Source organism: Paenibacillus liaoningensis (assembly GCF_059609455.1).
This window is the reverse complement of record NZ_JCAALU010000009.1, coordinates 311,230-329,035: the sequence shown is the minus strand read 5'-3', so window position 1 is coordinate 329,035 and position 17,806 is coordinate 311,230. Positions and strand designations below refer to the sequence as shown.

At 49.0% G+C, this 17,806-nt stretch carries 9 protein-coding genes and 1 rRNA gene; all 10 read right to left on the bottom strand.

What is annotated here, in order from left to right; translation table 11 throughout:
* A 16S ribosomal RNA gene (locus AC6B99_RS15830) occupies positions 1–199 on the bottom strand; the annotation flags it as partial.
* A 368-nt stretch (positions 200–567) separates the two neighbouring features.
* The gene (ligA, locus tag AC6B99_RS15825) at positions 568–2,616 is read right to left on the bottom strand and encodes an NAD-dependent DNA ligase LigA (protein WP_494861506.1); all 2,049 of its coding nucleotides are present in this window, start codon (positions 2,614–2,616) and stop codon (positions 568–570) included.
* A gap of 32 nt (positions 2,617–2,648) precedes the next feature.
* The gene (gene pcrA / locus AC6B99_RS15820; RefSeq protein ID WP_494882239.1) at positions 2,649–5,000 is read right to left on the bottom strand and encodes a DNA helicase PcrA; all 2,352 of its coding nucleotides are present in this window, start codon (positions 4,998–5,000) and stop codon (positions 2,649–2,651) included.
* 115 nt (positions 5,001–5,115) lie between these two features.
* A complete protein-coding gene (gene pcrB, locus AC6B99_RS15815; RefSeq protein WP_099518277.1) occupies positions 5,116–5,838 on the bottom strand; it encodes a heptaprenylglyceryl phosphate synthase in 723 nt (240 codons plus the stop codon).
* Positions 5,839–6,188: 350 nt separating this feature from the next.
* On the bottom strand, positions 6,189–8,726 hold the full coding sequence (locus AC6B99_RS15810; protein WP_494882241.1) for a U32 family peptidase: 2,538 nt from the start codon (positions 8,724–8,726) through the stop codon (positions 6,189–6,191).
* A 157-nt stretch (positions 8,727–8,883) separates the two neighbouring features.
* Entirely contained in the window at positions 8,884–10,821 is a 1,938-nt protein-coding gene (locus AC6B99_RS15805; RefSeq protein WP_494882243.1) for a hypothetical protein, read from the bottom strand.
* 111 nt (positions 10,822–10,932) lie between these two features.
* Complete coding sequence (locus tag AC6B99_RS15800) at positions 10,933–12,153, bottom strand: efflux RND transporter periplasmic adaptor subunit (RefSeq protein WP_494882245.1); 1,221 nt, start codon at positions 12,151–12,153, stop codon at positions 10,933–10,935.
* Between the two features lie 56 nt (positions 12,154–12,209).
* Positions 12,210–15,320 carry an efflux RND transporter permease subunit gene (locus tag AC6B99_RS15795; RefSeq protein WP_494882247.1) on the bottom strand — a complete coding sequence of 1,037 codons (3,111 nt, stop codon included), beginning with the start codon at positions 15,318–15,320 and terminating at the stop codon, positions 12,210–12,212.
* A gap of 200 nt (positions 15,321–15,520) precedes the next feature.
* Positions 15,521–16,909, bottom strand: a complete 1,389-nt coding sequence (locus AC6B99_RS15790; protein WP_496663705.1) for a HAMP domain-containing sensor histidine kinase — start codon at positions 16,907–16,909, stop codon at positions 15,521–15,523.
* Entirely contained in the window at positions 16,903–17,586 is a 684-nt protein-coding gene (locus tag AC6B99_RS15785; protein ID WP_056036993.1) for a response regulator transcription factor, read from the bottom strand. The genes AC6B99_RS15790 and AC6B99_RS15785 overlap by 7 nt, the downstream gene beginning before the upstream one ends.
* Positions 17,587–17,806 lie beyond the last annotated feature (220 nt).

Here is a 17,806-nt window from a genome sequence, read left to right as displayed (position 1 = left end):
CATGCGACCAAGTTGTGTATCCGGTATTAGCATTCGTTTCCGAATGTTATCCCAGTCTTACGGGCAGGTTACCTACGTGTTACTCACCCGTCCGCCGCTAACTATCAGGAGCGCAAGCACTCCATCAAGTCCGCTCGACTTGCATGTATTAGGCACGCCGCCAGCGTTCGTCCTGAGCCAGGATCAAACTCTCCATTTAGGTGTTGTTTGACTTGCTCATTACTTAACTAGCTATTTAAAACATTGTTTGGATTTTGACGTGATCCATTTGTTCAGTTTTCAAGGAACTTGTTTGTCACATTTTGTAGTGACAGTTGTATATGTTATCACCATTCTTCGACAGTGTCAACAGCTTATTTTATTGTTTATTTCTCAATATTTCTGCTGTGTAACGCGATGTCTCCGAAGCGACAAGAAGTAATATACCATGTCCATTTTCGAAATGCAACTACTTTCGCAAAAAACTTTTCATTTTTTATTAATCCACCTTTAAATCCTTAGCCCTTATAACGATAAAAAGCGCCGCGCACGTCCCAAAACCCAGGCGTGGCGGCACTTTTCGGTCTATTACGCTTCGTTTCCTTCTAATAAACGCTGCAATTCGGCTTCATCTTCAATAACGGTAACACCGAGCTCCTTCGCTTTCGTGAGCTTGCTGCCTGCATTTTCGCCCGCAATGACATAATCCGTCTTCTTCGACACGCTGCCGGATACTTTCGCTCCGCATGCTTCGAGCTTCTTTGCAGCTTCGTCGCGGCTCATGCCGGATAATGTCCCTGTAATGACCACCGTTTTGCCGCTGAATACACTATCTTCCCGTACAACGGCTTTATGCTCCGCTTCCGCGCTTACACCTGCAGCCCGCATACGGGCGATGCTGTCAGCCATTACCGGATCGGCAAAGAAGCTTACAATACTCTCCGCTACAATACCTCCGATATCAGGCAGCTCCACCAGCTCTTCCGCCGAAGCGGCCATAACAGCATCCAGGCTGCCATAATGATCTGCTAGCGTCCGCGTGGTGGACTTCCCTGTATTCGGAATGCCGAGCGCATATAGAAATGCCGTCAAATCCCTGCTCTTGGACTTCTCGAACGCATCAAGCAGCTTGCGCGCCTTCCGCTCGCCGAACCGTTCAAGCTTAATCAGATCGTCATACTCCAGCGCATACAGATCAGCAGGGTCATGCACCTTGCACTCTGTAAACAGCTGTTCAGCCGTCATAACGCTGAATGTATCAATATCCATCGCATCGCGCGAGGCAAAATGCGTAATACGACCGATCATTTGCGGACCACAGCCTAAGCGGTTGTTGCAAAACAAATGCGCGCCGCGCTGCTCAAGCTCCGTGCCACAAGAAGGACACTGCTCTGGAAAGACGATTTCCTGGCCATCTATTTCATCGGTTTTGCCGAGTATTTCCGGTATGACATCGTTGGAGCGGCGAATGGTTACGAACGTACCAAGCGCAAACTTAAGATTTTTCCGTTCAATATCGCCTATATTGTTGAGCGTGCAGTTTTGCACCGTCACTCCGGCAAGCTCAACGGCTTCGACGCGTGCGACAGGCGTTATTTTGCCAGTACGGCCAACTTCCCAAGAAACGGATTGCAATATAGTTGCCGCTTCTTCCGCTTCGAACTTAAATGCAACCGCCCAGCGCGGAAACTTGTCTGTATAGCCGAGCGCTTCACGAGTGCGGATATCCGTGAGCTTGACCACAGCTCCATCTATTAAATAATCGAGATCGGTACGGCCCTCTGCCAAACGCTCCAGTTCCGCCGCCACCTCTTCAATCGTATCAAAGTAGACTGCATACGGATTTACTTTAAACCGGTTGTCCCGCAAAAACTGCTGCATTTCCTGATGGGTGGTGAATGCCAGCTCTTCCGAATAGCCTATATTGTAGAAAAAAGCGCTCAGCTTCCGCTCAGCCGTCGTCTTCGGATTTAAGTTGCGCAGGGCGCCAGCAGCTGCATTGCGCGCGTTTTTGAGCGGCTCAGCAGCCGTCTGATTGTACTTCTCCAGCACCGACAGCTGCATAATACCCTCGCCTTGCACCTCAATCAAACCCTCCCGATAAGGAATCGTGAGCGGGACAGAACGAATCGTCTTCACCTGTGCCAGAATCCCTTCGCCTATCGCTCCATTGCCCCGCGTAGCCGCCTGAATCAGTTGTCCATCCTCATAGGTCAAGTTCAGCGTCAATCCATCGAACTTCAGCTCAATAACATAGCTTGGGTCTGGGAGCGGATCAACATCTGGATTTTTCGTATTATAATCGTTTACCGCCCGCAGCATCCGCTGGTTCCAGGCATGCAGCCCTTCAATGTTTTGCGCCTTGTCCAAGCTCCACAGCTTGGCCCGGTGACGATGCGGCTCAAAGCCCTTAAGCAGTTCTCCCCCAACACGCTGCGTTGGCGAATCAGGAAGCACGGTTCCCGTCTCCTTCTCCAATGCGACCAGCTCATCATAAAGCTTGTCATAATCAGCATCGTCAATGGACGGCTGATCCAGCGTGTAATACTGGTAGTTATGTGCGGTAATTTCATCAATTAGCGTAATCATTCGTTCGGTTTGGGCAGGCGAAGCTGCAGCTGTTTCCGCTTGGTTCATTTCCACAGCAAATGTCCCCTTTCAATAATGAGCTAAACTTTCGTTATTGGCGCAAAGCCTGCAAGCAGGCGTTTCACCCCTGTCGGAGCGGGAAAAGCGATCTGAAGCTCCATATCATTGCCTGTTCCTTTCACGGAAACGATAACGCCTTCGCCCCATTTGCCGTGGGCTACCCGGTCGCCGGCAGCGAACTGCTTCGCGCCTGCATCACCAGCTGCGCCCGCTGCACCTGCACCGGCTGCTTGCGGCGTGCTTACTCGAACGCCGCTGCTTGTGCTCGTGCCAAGAGATCGGCCGCCAGAGCCAAGCCCGCCATTTGCCGCCGGACGCGAAGGAGCCGTACGTCCGCCTGAGCCGAAGCCAGTCGAGCTTCCAGCGCCGTACCTGCTGCCTCCTCCACTGCGGCCAAAACCGCCCGAAGCGGAAGCATCCTTTTTGAGCTCGCTCGGCACTTCATCCAGAAAGCGTGAAGGCATATTCGATGCGGTCCGTCCGAATAAGGTGCGCATCCGGGCCGAAGTCATAAACAGCTGCTTCTCTGCCCGGGTTATGCCTACATAGGCAAGTCGGCGCTCCTCCTCCAGCTCATCATTGTCGCTTAAGGCGCGGCTGTGCGGGAAGATGCTCTCCTCCATGCCAATAATAAAGACAACTGGGAACTCCAAGCCTTTGGCGCTATGCATCGTCATCAGTACAACAGCGTCACTTGGGGCAGCATTGCCCTGCTCATCCTGTTTATCCATGGAATCAATATCCGCAATGAGAGCGAGATCGGTCAGGAAGGATACGAGCGTCTTGTCTTCGTTGCGATTCTCAAAGTCCATCGTAACGGACAGGAACTCGTCAATATTTTCGACCCGTGCCGTCGATTCCAATGTTTTCTCGCGCTGAAGCTCCAGCTTGTACTGGGTCATCTCCAGCACCTTCTCCGTCAGCTCCGTCACCGACAAATATTCAACCATGCCGGCAAGGTTGCTGATCATTATATAGAACTCTCCAAGCAGCGCTTGCGTACGGGCATTGATATCCAGCCCCTGTAAATTGCCCAAAACGTTGAAAATCGAAGTGCCGCTCCGCGCTGCCTCCTCGGCCAGCTTGCCTACCGTCGTATCGCCAATGCCGCGCTTCGGCACATTAATGACGCGTGCAAGGCTAATATCGTCATCCGGGTTGGAAATCAGCCGCAAATAAGCGAGCAAATCTTTAATCTCTTTGCGATCGTAGAACTTGATGCCGCCAACGATTTGATAAGGAATATCCGACTTGATCAAAATTTCCTCTATGACCCGCGACTGAGCGTTGGTCCGATACAAAATGGCGTGATCTGCAAATTTGCGTCCGCTATTTTTATTTTTGCGAATTTCGCCTGTTACAAAATAACCCTCGTCATGCTCAGAATCCGCCTGATACACCGTAATTTCGTCTCCGGCACCTTGGTCGGTCCAAAGGTTCTTCGGCTTGCGTCCGGTGTTGAGGCTGATGACCGCATTCGCCGCATTCAAAATATTGGCCGTAGAACGATAGTTCTGCTCCAGCATAATCGTCTGCGCTTCGGGATAATCGCCCTCGAAATTCAAAATATTCGTAATGTCCGCTCCGCGCCAACGGTAAATCGACTGGTCGCTATCGCCGACGACGCAAATATTGTGATGCTTGTCTGCGAGCATGCGGCACAGCATATATTGCGCACGGTTCGTATCCTGATACTCATCGACATGGAGGTAACGGAATTTGTTCTGGTAAAAATCCAGCACCTCCGGCACTTCCTGGAACAGTTGAATCGTCTTCATAATCAAATCGTCGAAATCGAGCGAGTTGTTGCTTTTGAGCCGCTTCTGATAGGACTTATACACCTTAATGACGATATCCTGAAAATAGTCCCCCGCCTTCTGCTCATACCGCTCCGGCGTTAGCAGCTCATTCTTCGCGGCGCTAATGGACGCTTGAACAGCCTTCGGCTCGAATTTCTTCGTGTCGATATTCAGATCCTTCATGCAATTGCGAATAACCGACAGCTGATCGCCTGAATCCAAAATCGTAAAATTCGAAGTAAAGCCAATCCGGTCAATGTCCTTGCGCAAAATCCGCACGCACATCGAGTGGAACGTTGATACCCAAATATCGTTGCCCGACGGGCCAATCAGTGCGCTAACTCTGTCACGCATTTCACGCGATGCCTTATTCGTAAAGGTAATCGCCAAAATGCTCCAAGGCGCTACGCGCTTCTTCTCAATTAAATAAGCTATCCGATGGGTTAATACGCGGGTTTTGCCGCTGCCCGCTCCCGCCATAATCAATAGCGGCCCATCGGTTGCTTTTACCGCTTCGCGCTGCGGTGGGTTAAGCTTCTGTACCGCCTCGTCGATGCTTATAAAATTAAACATGGTCGTTCTCCTTTGTTCGCATTTGTTCGCCTATCAACAGTGTAGACAACGGGCCGTGAAGTGTCAATTTACCGATGCAAATAAATCCCTAAATAGACGGTTGTTTTTATAAAAGCTAGGCTTCGTTTCTTGTATGCTTGCGAATCGTGTTGTGAACGGCAGGCACAGTAGCCAGTGCTGCCTCCAAATCTGCATAAATAATATTGCCGACGACGACGGTATCGCAAGCCGATGCCGCCTCGCTCGCCTTCTCTGCGCTGTCGATGCCCCCACCATAAAATAGCTGGGCCTGCGCGATCGTATCATACGCTTTGTGAACGAGTGCCATGTCGCCGTAACGTCCGCTGTATTCGATATAAATGACGGGTAGGCGCATGAGCCGGTCTGCCATTTGCACATGCGCAAGCAGCTGCTCCTCGTCCAAGTCGGCATTCGCGCCTGTCAGCTTGGCCGCGGTCGCTTCTTCATTCAATATAATATAACCTTGCGCCGCCGTTTCCTCCCAAGGAATGAAAGAGCCGAATGCTTGCAGCCCTTCTGTCTGGCGGCCATTAATCCACTCTGCCTGGCTCGTGTTCAATACGAGCGGCACGAAATAGCCATCAAAGCCGGGAACCGCCGCATCCATCGTCGATACCTCCAGCGCGCAATCTACCGCATAACGGCGAATGCGCGCCATTAAATCTACTGTATTTTCAAATGTTACGCCACTAGAGCCTCCTACTAATACAGCGTCTGTACCCGACATGCAAATTGCATCCAGCTCCTCATCCGAGATGCTGCGCTCCGGGTCCAGCTTAAATACATGTCTCCAACCTGCATACCATTGTACGTCCATCCTCAACATTACCCCGCTTATCCCTATCCGTTATGCGACTCACTTAGGAGCTACGAGGAAATTAGTACCGCTTTTGTTGACAAAATCTCCACGGTTTTGGGAGTTTTGCCAACAAATTAGCGGTACTTTCTTTCGTCGCAGTCTCTTGTCGTTATGAGCGCTTCAGTTATTTCAGTAAATACGGCTCTAAATTGCAGCCTGCTTCTTCCTATGCTAAGCGAGCCGCATGGCGGTGTCAAACAACTTCGATAAGCTCAAAATTCGCCCTTGAGAGTGATCTGGTCATCTCCTTCAAAAAAGAGCCGGCACTGCGTTTCCCGCAATGCCGGCTCCCCCCTCTTGCTGCTTTCTTACTTCACCAATTGTCCGCGCGTTACGCCGATTTGGTTCGTTGCTTTCAGCGTACGCCATACTTTAGTGCCCGTAATACGGCCATCGAGCGCATCGCGGTAAAGGGACAATACTTCCGTCACCCGCTCCGGCGTTTCTTCCAAAAACTCGACGCGGAACGATGGAATGCCCAGCTCCAAAAATTGCTTAATATATTCAGCGCCTGATTGCTCAATCGCATTGTACACCGTATTGCGGCAGCCTTCGTCTACGCGAACCGGATGGGACATGCCAATACGATCCTGCAAGGAAGCGCGCGAATCTTCACATGGGCGTCCACAGTTCGTGAAGTTGGTGCCTTCACTCATGAAGGTGCAATAGACGCAGTGCTCCGTATGGAACATTGGCAAATGCTGCTGGATTACGACTTCCAGCTTCGCTGTATTAGCCTTGTTCAGCATGTCCATCATTTGCTGAATGTTCAGGTCGTAAGACGGCGTAATCATATCGAGGCCAACTTCTTCAAAAAGCTTCACTGTCTTGTGATTAGCCACATTAAGCGAGAAGTCGCCAATCAGCTTAGGGAATGGCTGATCTGGGTTTTCGGCCTTAGCGCGCAAATAATAATAAAGCGCACCCGTATTACGGACAAGCACAGCATCTGGCTTAAGCTTCAAAATGTTAGCATGGTAGCCGTTTTCACCCGGCATATGAATGCGCGGGGTTGCCAGGGCGATCGGCTTGCCAGCCGCACGCGCCAGCTCTACAGCTGCCGGAAACTGCTTAATAAATTCAAAATCAGCATAAATCATATCGACATCGGCGGCGATTGCCGCTTCGACTTGCGGCAAGCCGCGGCATAGAGCCGTCAGGCGCGGCGCAAGATCGCCTTCGTGCGAATAGCCGGAGACAGCTGCTGGAACAGCTTCTTGATCCGCGGTATAGGCCAGCGGGTCGATGTTATTTTTCACATAGACGGGCGGCTTCGGACGTTCTCCAGCCAAATGCTCCACCGCTTCGCGGCGCATCCGGTTAAGCTCGCGCACGGGCACAATAAGTTCGCCCTCAAGCAGAACTTCCAAATGATCGAGCTGATAAACCGTTCCGCCTAGACGGCCCAGTTGATCATTAAGCAGCTCGGCATCCATCGGACGCTTTTGCGCCTGCTCCAGCATCAGTTCGGATACTACTTCTACCGTCGTTCCTTTTTGCATATCTGTCCATATCGTCCGCAGCGGCTCGCCAAGCTTGCCTGTTACCGAAACATGAAGCGGGAAAACGCGGTAGGGCTTTTCCGTCTCATAGGTCGCACGCAGACGCTTATCCAGCGCCGGGTCATTCGTCTTCCAGACGCGGTCGCCCACATGCACCTTGCGCAAATCAACATCGCTGCGCCCTGGAACGAGCTCCAGCAGCGTGCCTTCCTGCGCTTCGCCTTCAATCTTCACGCCTTGGCGGCGAATGTCGTAGACGCGGCCGCCCTCTTCCTTCTTCGTCGGATCGCCAGCGTCGAAGACGATGCCATCGCCACGCTTAAGCGGAGCTTCCAGACGCACCGTTACCGCATCGCGGAGAATCCGCTCGACACGGCCAATGAAGACACCCCGGCTTTTTGGGAACGTGCCTTCGACGAGCATTTTATTGTTCGTGCCCGACAGGAAGCCATGTGTGAAGCCGCGCGAGAAGCTTTGCTGCAATTCGCGAACTTCCTCTACCGATGGCTTGGACAGGTCGCCGTCAAAATATTTATCAATCGCCTTGCGGTATTTGCTGACCACATTGGCTACGTATTCCGGGCTTTTGAGACGTCCTTCGATTTTGAAGGAAACGACGCCTGCTTCAATCAGCTCAGGCACGAGATCGATCGCCGCCAAATCCTTCGGTGACAGCAAATACGAAATATCGCCCATCGGCTGATGCTTGCCATCGACCATCAGATCATAAGGCAGACGGCACGCCTGCGCGCATTCGCCGCGGTTCGCCGAGCGTCCGCCCCACATTTCCGACGTTAGACACTGACCGGAATACGATACGCATAATGCGCCATGCACGAATACTTCCATCGGAAGCTTCGCTTGTTCGCCGATCGTTTTGATTTGCTTTAAGTTATTTTCGCGGCCGAGAACGACGCGCTCCATATTAAACGGCTTCGTAAATTCCACCGCTTCCGGAGAAGTAATCGTCATCTGCGTCGAGCCATGAATCGGAAAATCCGGGGAAAGCTCGCGAATGAGCTTCACTAGTCCCAAATCCTGCACGATAACCGCATCCACACCTGCATCTATACACATTTCAATGAGCGTCTGAGCATCGCGAAGCTCGTCCTCAAACACTAGAATATTAAAAGTCAAAAAGCCCTGCACGCCATAGCTGTGCAAAAAGGCCATAATCTCAGGCAGCTCCTCGCTGCGGAAATTATTCGCTCTCGCACGCGCATTGAATTTTTCCACACCAAAAAAGACAGCATCCGCACCGTTCGCAACCGCCGCCCGCATACATTCCCAGTCGCCTGCCGGAGCAAGCAACTCTACATCTTGACGCGTTATATTTGCTTTCATAGTACCGCACATTCTCCTCAATAGTTAGCAATCTGTTGCTACTAGTGTAACAAACCGCCGCCAGCTATTCCACCATACATTGTTGACAAAATAATAGAATCATAAGCAAAATGCTGCAAAAGCGCTATTTTATGATTTTTTTAAGAAACGATGCTTTTTAGAATACTTCCTTATCGAATGGTTGATAGTGAACGGTTTTGGCTTCATATTGATTCTCTTTATACGGTATGACAATCGTAGCACTATCTTCAATAAACTGAGCCGGTATATGCATATCAATTTTTCCCCAACCCACATCTACAGGAATTTTCGCGAGAAGCTTTTTCAAGTCAGTAGTATATACTTCAATCATTATTATTTGATCCTTATAATGAAAATTGTAGCCCTCAATGTTTAATCGTTTATTATGCTCTAACGTTACTTTAGCTCTATAACGACTAATTTCCACTTCATCTGATTCTTCAAAGGGAGCTTCAGGATAGTCACGCTTCAGCATACGGACGTTCTCTTCAATAAGATTTACATCTTCACTCATACCATCGCCTTTTTCTATTTCTTTATCTACTAGGGTAACCTCCATATTCATTTTATTTAAAAATTGGGTATAAGAAGGTCCTTTTGTTTCAGTCACCACTAAACCAAGATATTCATTCCATGTCCCTAATGGAAGAAAAATATTATTACCTCTTTTAATTACATCACTATCCTTCATTAAGAGTGATGCACGACGTTCATTTCTAGAAAAGGTTATATTTTCTTTGCCCACAGAATAATCAATATGGAAGGCTTCGGAAAACTCTTTCAAGGGGACATAATACTTCTCATTCAAATAAAAAGCATTTTGGTCTTTCGACTCAAGCACAGTACTACCTGCTTTAATTACTACAGGAACAGCGACTATGAAAAAATCGTCATAACTAAAAGTTGTCCAGCCCGAATACATAAATTCATCTAAATAAGGATCATATTTAGCTTTTATACTCGAAAGACTTGAAAAACTGGTGAAGTACATTGGATAATCAGAAATTATACCTAGACTGTATTCACTAACATATAGATTGTCGGAAACCCAAGTTACCCCCGTCATTTCTTTGTTATAAGGCGATTTATATTTTTTAACCAATTGGAATTTATCCAGGCTAATCATATAAACAACTGAGGACTCCACCTTTTTTCCTTTGTTGGTTTCCACCGTTAAAAGCAGATTTTTTTCATGAGGCGAAGCGAATGCCTTAATATCGGATGCGTAACCTTCAAAGAAAACGTTAGTTTGACCGTTTTTAACGGCTGTTACTTTCCATTTAGGGGGGCTGAACTTTCGATTTTCTTCCAGCGTTACTTTTGCATCTCCTGCTGTAAATGTACGAGAACGTATTTTTTCAGTAGCATGATACTTGGCCTTATTTGCTATAACTTTTATTTTCTTGCCCTTTTCCCCACCAAATAGTATTTGATGACAATCATTAAGCTTCGAATCCGAACAATAAACCATATAATCTCTGCCTTCAGGAAGAGGATTCACGCTATAGTCGGTATTCCCAACCTGATAGCCTCCTATCATGACTCCTCCCGTAAAAACAGGTTGATTATCGGCTAATGAGTAATATTTCGAATTCGAACCTTTTGACTTAATGGAGTATAAACCAATACCTGAATTCAAATAAGCTTCTTGATCTTGTTTCAATGAAAACTCGTTGATCTTCCTTAAAGTAAGCATTGCATAATCAAACTCATAAATGATTACTACCCTTTGCTTTGATTTATTTATCAAATCAACCAAACCATAACCTTTAAGACCTGAAGGAGTATTCTCTACAACACTGGCTATTCCGTTGTGTAAATACCCATCACCTACTTGCGGAAGTAAAGATTCATCAGTAAACCTATAATCCGCACGTTTAACCAAGCCTGTATCGTAGCTTATTTTATAAGTTGTTAAATTAACCGAGTCACCAAAAACCCAATAATCAAAATCAATCATATGCCTTAATCTTTGTTTCTCCGTTGCCGGAGCTTCCGCCATGCCTAGTGCCGGCACCGAGGAAAATATCATAATCAAACTTAATAGTATTTTGATTGACATATTTATACGCATTTTGTATCCCCCTGAACAATATGCTTTTATAGCAAAACATCCCGCATTATGAGGAGCAAGACTCCAAATACGGGATGAATAACTATTTTAAATTACGGCTTATTAAAATATTTACTTGCTCTCTGACTGCTTCGCAGCCTCTTCGTTCTCAATCTTCTGCCCGTCGCTCAGCGTATGCTGGCCGGAGACGACAACGGTCTCGCCTGCTTTCAATCCTTCCAATACTTCCTGATAGACGCCATTGACGCGGCCCAGTTTAACTGCCCGCTTCTCGGCTGTACCCGCATTGGACAGCATGACGAAAGTTTCGCTGCCTTCACGCACAATGCTCAGCGAAGGAACGGCAATAACCTCTTCCTCTGCAACGGTTGTCAGCTCCACTTGAACGCGTCCGCCTGGTTTTAGCGAGCCATCCGTATTTTCCGTTGTAAGCTCAAGCGCGTACATTCTCGTTTTGGCATTAGGTACCGAAGCGAGGTAGACCACTTTCGCCTTTTTCTTCACCGAAGGGTTATCGGCATTGTAGTAAACGAGCTCTTTCTTGCCTCGTGCAAGCTCGGCAGCTGGTTCGCTCAGCTCGGTTTTAATTGAGATTTGCTTCACATTTTGCACCACAGCTACTACCGTACCTGCATTAATCGTCATGCCCTCGCTCACGGAAAAATCAGTAATCGTACCGTCCGCTGGAGCGGTAATTTGATAGCTGTCCAGCTGAATATCCGCCTGCTCGACGGCTAATCTCGCCGCATCGATTTGGGACTGCAAGCCGGAAAGCGAGCTGCCATTATCCAGATCGGAAAGCTGCTGCTTGGCCGACTCCAGATTGCGGCGTGCGGCATCAATCAAATTTTGATCGTCACCGGCACTAGCTTGAATGTACTGCGTCTCCAGGCTAGCAATATTATTCAGCAAAGTGGAACGGCTTGAAGCTATATCCTGCTTAGCCTTTACCAATGATTGCTCTGCTGCCGTCAAGCTGGTTTCCGCGCGCTTGCGGTCCAGCTCTGCGAGATTCGACTCCAATCGAATGATGGCTTCTCCTTTTTTAACCGTGTCGCCATTGTTCTTCAGCACGCGGGCGATTTTGCCAGAAGCCATTGTCGGGATATCCAGACGTACCGAGGCGCTTACCTCAGCGACCTGCTCGCGCGGATTTCCCATGCTGTGCTTGGCTGCCGCCTCAGTTTTAATGACTGTCACTTGCTGCTCTACTACTGTCTCCTCTGCAGCAGGTGCCGCGCTCGAGCATCCGGCAGCCATTAAAGCCACCGCAAACACGGTTGCGAGTGCGGCTTTGCTTCGCCGCTCCTGCTTGATCAAACGAAAAAACATATGTTCCAGCTCCCCTCTATATTGTTAACCCTCTTAATCATTTATGTGCTAAATGGTTAACCTTCCAAATTAGCAGGCTTATTGAAATCTACTGGTGCAGATTGGCCTTTCCCTTTGCGGAACAGTTTGCCCGTAATCGCTTCAAGCATCTCATATACGACGGGTACAACCACAAGCGTGAGCAGTGTAGAAGTGATCAAGCCGCCGATAACAACGACCGCAAGTCCTTTAGAAATAAGTACGCCTTCACCAGCGCCCATTGCCAGCGGTATCATCGCTACTATCGTTGCGCCTGCCGTCATAATAATCGGACGCAACCGGACTCTGCCCGCTTCAACCAGTGCATGGCGGACGGAGAAGCCTTCATGCCGCAGCTGCTGCGCTCGGTCGAGCAATACGATCGCGTTGGTCACGACGATGCCGATCAGCATCATAAACCCGATGAGCGATGTAATATTAATCGATTCATTCGTAACCAGCAGGCCGAGCAAACCGCCAATAATGGCGAGCGGAAGCGAGAATAGAATTGCAAATGGCGTGCTGGCATTGCCGAAGCACAGAACGAGTATAAAATAAACGATAGCGATAGATACAGCCATAGCCATAAACAGCTGCGTGAAGCTTTCGGCGATGTCTTCCGACACGCCTTGTATCTCGGTAGATACACCCGTTGGAAGCTCAATCGCATCCAGCGCTGCCGCCACTCTTGTGCTGACCTCGGTCTGGTTCGCTGCATCGATGGTAGCCGACATTTTCACGACTTGCGAGCGCGATTCCCGGCTCAAAGCAGCAGGAGCCTGTACTTCCTCTACTTTAGCAACCTCTTGCAAATAAACGATGCCTGCCGTTGGCGATAAAATCGGCATTCTGCCAAGCTTCTCAAGCGAGCCTTTATCTTCATCGCGAAGCTTAACCACCGTGGAATACAAAACATTATCAAAGCGAACATCTCCGAGACGCTGCTCTGCAAGCCACATCCGTACGGAATCTCTGACCCCAGCAGGATTAAGTCCAAGCTCTCTAGCCTTCGTCTGGGAAACGGAAATGCTGATTTCCGTTTTGGCGTCGCTAAGCGTATCGGTGATTTTGGTAAGCTCAGGGAACTCTTTCATTTTATCCTTGATGAGCGCAGCCCCCTGCTCAAGCAGCTGCTGATCGTCACCTTTCAGCACATAAGAGAAGGTTCCGCCGCTAAGGCCTCCACCGCCGCTTGCCATCTGGCCCGTTACTTCTGTGCCTTGGGGCAGCTGGTTTTTAATTATTTCTACATAGTTGTTCAAGACTAGCGTCGCATCCTCTGCTTCGCTGATCTCAGCGGTAAGCGAGGTTGTATAAGGAACGGTATCGTCACTGTCTGCATATCCGACCAAGGACTCCACGAAGGTGAACAGGCTGCCGCCTTGGCTGTCTTTGGCATCCAGCAGCATCTTCTCAATCTCTTGTGACTGCATGTCATTGCTTTCCAGCGACGTTTCATATGGGTATTTCACCTGGAAGAACACAAGCTTCTCCGGACCGCTAGAAGGCAGAAAGTTAACCGCCAAATTCGGTATCGTAATCGCCATTGTCACGATAAGCATAACAAGCGACATCAGCAAGGTTTTGATCCGATTAGACAAGCACCATACTAGAATACGCTCATATAGACGCGTTACTTTGCCGTCATGCGCATGCTCATTCTGCTTAATCTGCTTGCGGCTGCGAAGTACGAGCAGCTTTGTCATCATTGGAATGACCGTTAGTGCCACGAGCAGTGAAGCAAGCAGGGCACAAGATACAGTCAGCGCGAACGGCCGGAACATCTGTCCAACGATGCCGCCAACGACAGCGAGCGGCAGGAACACGCCTGCCGTAACGAGCGTCGAGGACGTAATCGCCATGGAAACTTGGCGGGTCGCCATAATGATGACGGATTCGCCGCGCTCCTGCGCTTTTTCCAGATTGCTGTATATGTTCTCAATGACGACGATACTATCGTCCACAATTCGCCCAATGGCGATGAACATGCCGCCAAGCGTCATTATGTTCAGCGTAATATTCATGCTCGACATCATAATCAAGGTGATTAAAATCGAGAGCGGAATCGAGACGAGAACGATCATCGTCATCCGAATATTGCGAAGGAACAGCAGAATCATAAGCGAGGCAAGCGCAACCCCGATTAAGCCTTCCTTCAAAATGCCGCTGATCGATTTTCTAACCTCATCGGCGCCATCGTAGATTTTTTGGAATGTAATCGCTGGCTGCTTGGTCTCCCAATCGGTAAGCACCGCGTTGACTTCATTGGAGAAATCAACCGCATTGGCTTCGCTCATCTTGTAGAGACGAATGCCCAGCGCAGGCTGATCGTTGAAGCGGGCAATAAACTTTGATTCGTTTACAGCCTGGACATCTCCCAAATCCTGAAGCAGCACCGTTTGGCCTGTACTCGTCGCAAACTCCAAATTGCGGAGGCCGTAAATGCTGTTCAAATCGCCAGTCACCCGCGCCATCTGCGATTTGCCGTCCAGCTCTACAGAACCGACTGCACCATCCGTCAGAGCAGATTGAATGGCATTCGTAACCTCTATCGCAGACAAGTTGAAGACGGATAAAGCATCTGCATCCAGTAAAATATCAAGCGAGGTTGAACTGACCCCGATCGAATTGACATGGTCAATGCCATTAACGCCTTCCAGCGATGGCTCGATGCTATCCTCATAAAGCTTGTTAAGCTCGGTTTGCGACATGCCCTCCCCGGCATAAAGCGTTAAGTAATAAGCAGGCTGGGAGGAAAAGCCGAAGGTCAGAACTTTTGGCGTACTCGCGCCACCCGGAAGCACTACTTCCTGCAGCATGCTTTCCAGCTCCGTCTTTTTCTCCTTTACATCGTAGCCTTGCTTGAACTGGACAACGATGCTGGAAACATTATCGCTAGACGTGGAGCTGAGTGTATCCAGCCCTTGTATGTTCGCGATTTTATCCTCAATCGGCTTCGTCACCTCATCCATCACATCCATTGGCGGTGCCGGATATGTCGTTTGAATCATGACAACTGGAAAAGAGATATCGGGGATCGTCTCCATTTTCAGAGTCGCCGTTGCGTATAGCCCCCCTCCTACAAGCAGGGCAATCAATATAACCATTGCAGCCACTTTATTCATCGAAAAGCGGATTAAACCATTCAACCAGAACCCCTCCTACTCGCGTGTATACCTCAACGTTAAACTTTCTGTATGAACATAACGTGAACCATGCAAAAAAAATGATGCAAGCGACCATTTTTTTTGCAGCGTTCGCCTTCGCAGAAGTGAAATGATAGGCGTTCAAGGGATGATCTTATCGTTAGCCCATCATCTGAGAGGAAGCGGGCGGCGCCTTCAGCCTGTCAGGGAATCCGCTTCTTGGCTGCCATGCTCGGCAGCGTCACATCTACGCGTGCCCCGCCTTCCGCCCGGTTCGTAATACGGATGACGCCTTGATGCAAATTGACGATTTTTTGGGCGATGGATAGGCCAAGACCGCTGCCACCCAGCTTTTTGCTGCGGGATTTGTCTGCCTTATAAAATCGTTCAAACAACCTATAGCCGTCTTCGTCAGGAAACCCGCTGCCATTATCCGATACGGATACTTTAACGGAGTCTGTATCAAGGCTCATCTCAATTCGAATATAACCGCCTTCCGGAGCAAATTTGATCGCGTTGCCGATGACATTGATCCATACCTGGCTCAGCTGATCCTCATCGGCATTAATTTTCACATGGGGCAGCTCCAATATCATTTCAAGCGACTTTTCCGACCACAGCGGTTCGCAGGCGACAATAACTTGCCGCAGCTGCTCATCAAGATCGTAGGTCACCGGATCAAAAGCAGGCACGGCTGAATCCAGTTCCGCCAGTTTTAGCAAATTATCACTAAGACGCGACAGACGCTGGCTTTCTGTATAAATAATTTGCAAATAACGCTGCTTCTGCTCGGGATCCTCCACCGCATCCAGCATAAGCATCCGTGAAAATCCGGCAATTGACGTCAGCGGCGATTGGATTTCATGCGAGACGCTGCTGACAAACTGCCCACGCAGTTCATCCATCTGCTGGATCTCCTTTGCCATGCCGCTAAAGCTTTGTGCCAGCTGCCCTAGCTCATCCGTACGCTTGCCTGACTTTAGCTGAATGTCGAAACGCCCACTCGCCATTCGTTCCACCGCCTGCTTCATTTCCTTAAGCGGACGCACCAAATAGATGGCTGCCACAAAAATACACAGGCCGCCTACCCCAAGCACAACAGCAAGCGCTACGAACAGCATCTGGTTGAAAATAGCCACCTGGCTCGACTGCTGGTGCACGAACAGTCCGTAAGATTTATGATCCCATGTAAATGGCATCCCGAGCACAAGGCCACTCCCTGCAGTGAAGCCAAATCCAATATTCACGAACGGCTCGCCGCCTATGACAGATTTTGAAATGCTGTCTCCAGGAGTAATACCGTATTCTGCAAATAGCTTCCCCTCCTCATTCAACCAGCCCTTCTCATCCATAACCATGAATGTATAGGACGGAGTAGGCTGCAATATCGTTACAATCCGCTTCCCTTCGTCTATGCCATATTGCTCATATATAGTCGCGATAGATTGTCCGTATCCTAAAACCTCCTTCTTCACTTCCGTGATCACCTGGTCCTTAAACAGCGTAATCGTAATAAAGAAGGCGCTGACCAGACCGACCAGCACCGCCGTTATAAAACTAATAATAACCCTGACATATAACGTTCTTAGCATGCATCCACCATTTCAAGCCTATAGCCAAGCCCACGCTTAGTTACAATCGTAAACGGCGCATCCATTTCTGCAAAACGTTCGCGCAATCGCTTAATATGTACATCCACTGTCCGCTCATCGCCGAAAAACTGCGGACCCCAAATTTGGCTGATCAGCTCGTTGCGCGTGAAAATTTTACCCGGGTTGCCCGCCAGCTTGAACAGCAGCTCAAATTCCTTCAGCGGCAGCGCCACCCGTGCCTGCCCCTGCATCACCTCAAACGTATGCCGATCCAGCACAAAATCGCCCAACTGCAGCCGCATTGACGCTTCAATTCGGTAGCGTTTCAACAATGCCCGAACACGCAGCACTAGCTCATAGGGCTCGAAAGGCTTCACCATATAATCATCAGTTCCCAGGCCAAACGCTTTGATTTTCTGATTAATTTCACGCTTTGCTGTTACCATCAGCACAGGGATATTTGGGTATTCTTCCTTTACAAATTTACATAGCTCCCAGCCATCCATGACGGGCATCATGACATCAAGCACAACTAAGTCTGCTTTTTGCTTTCTCAGCAGCCGAATGGCCTCTTTGCCATGGCTTGCCTGAATCGTCTGAAATCCCTCACTGCTAAGCTGCGCGTGCATAAGCTCGCGTATATCTGGATCATCATCCACTAACATGACACTTGCCATCGCTTACTTCCTCCCGCTCTTGTTGGGCTTCTCCATAGTTTTCGGCAGTTTCTATTCAAAATTATAGCTTATGCTCAGAAAAAACTGTCAAGCCTTATCTATAACTTGTACGAACGAGAAGGCTTTTGGTAACCTTTTGTTTTGTTTATATGCGATTATGTCAAATTTGCACTTTTCATTAGATATCGGCAATCGGGCAATGGTATAATGAGAATTAGCT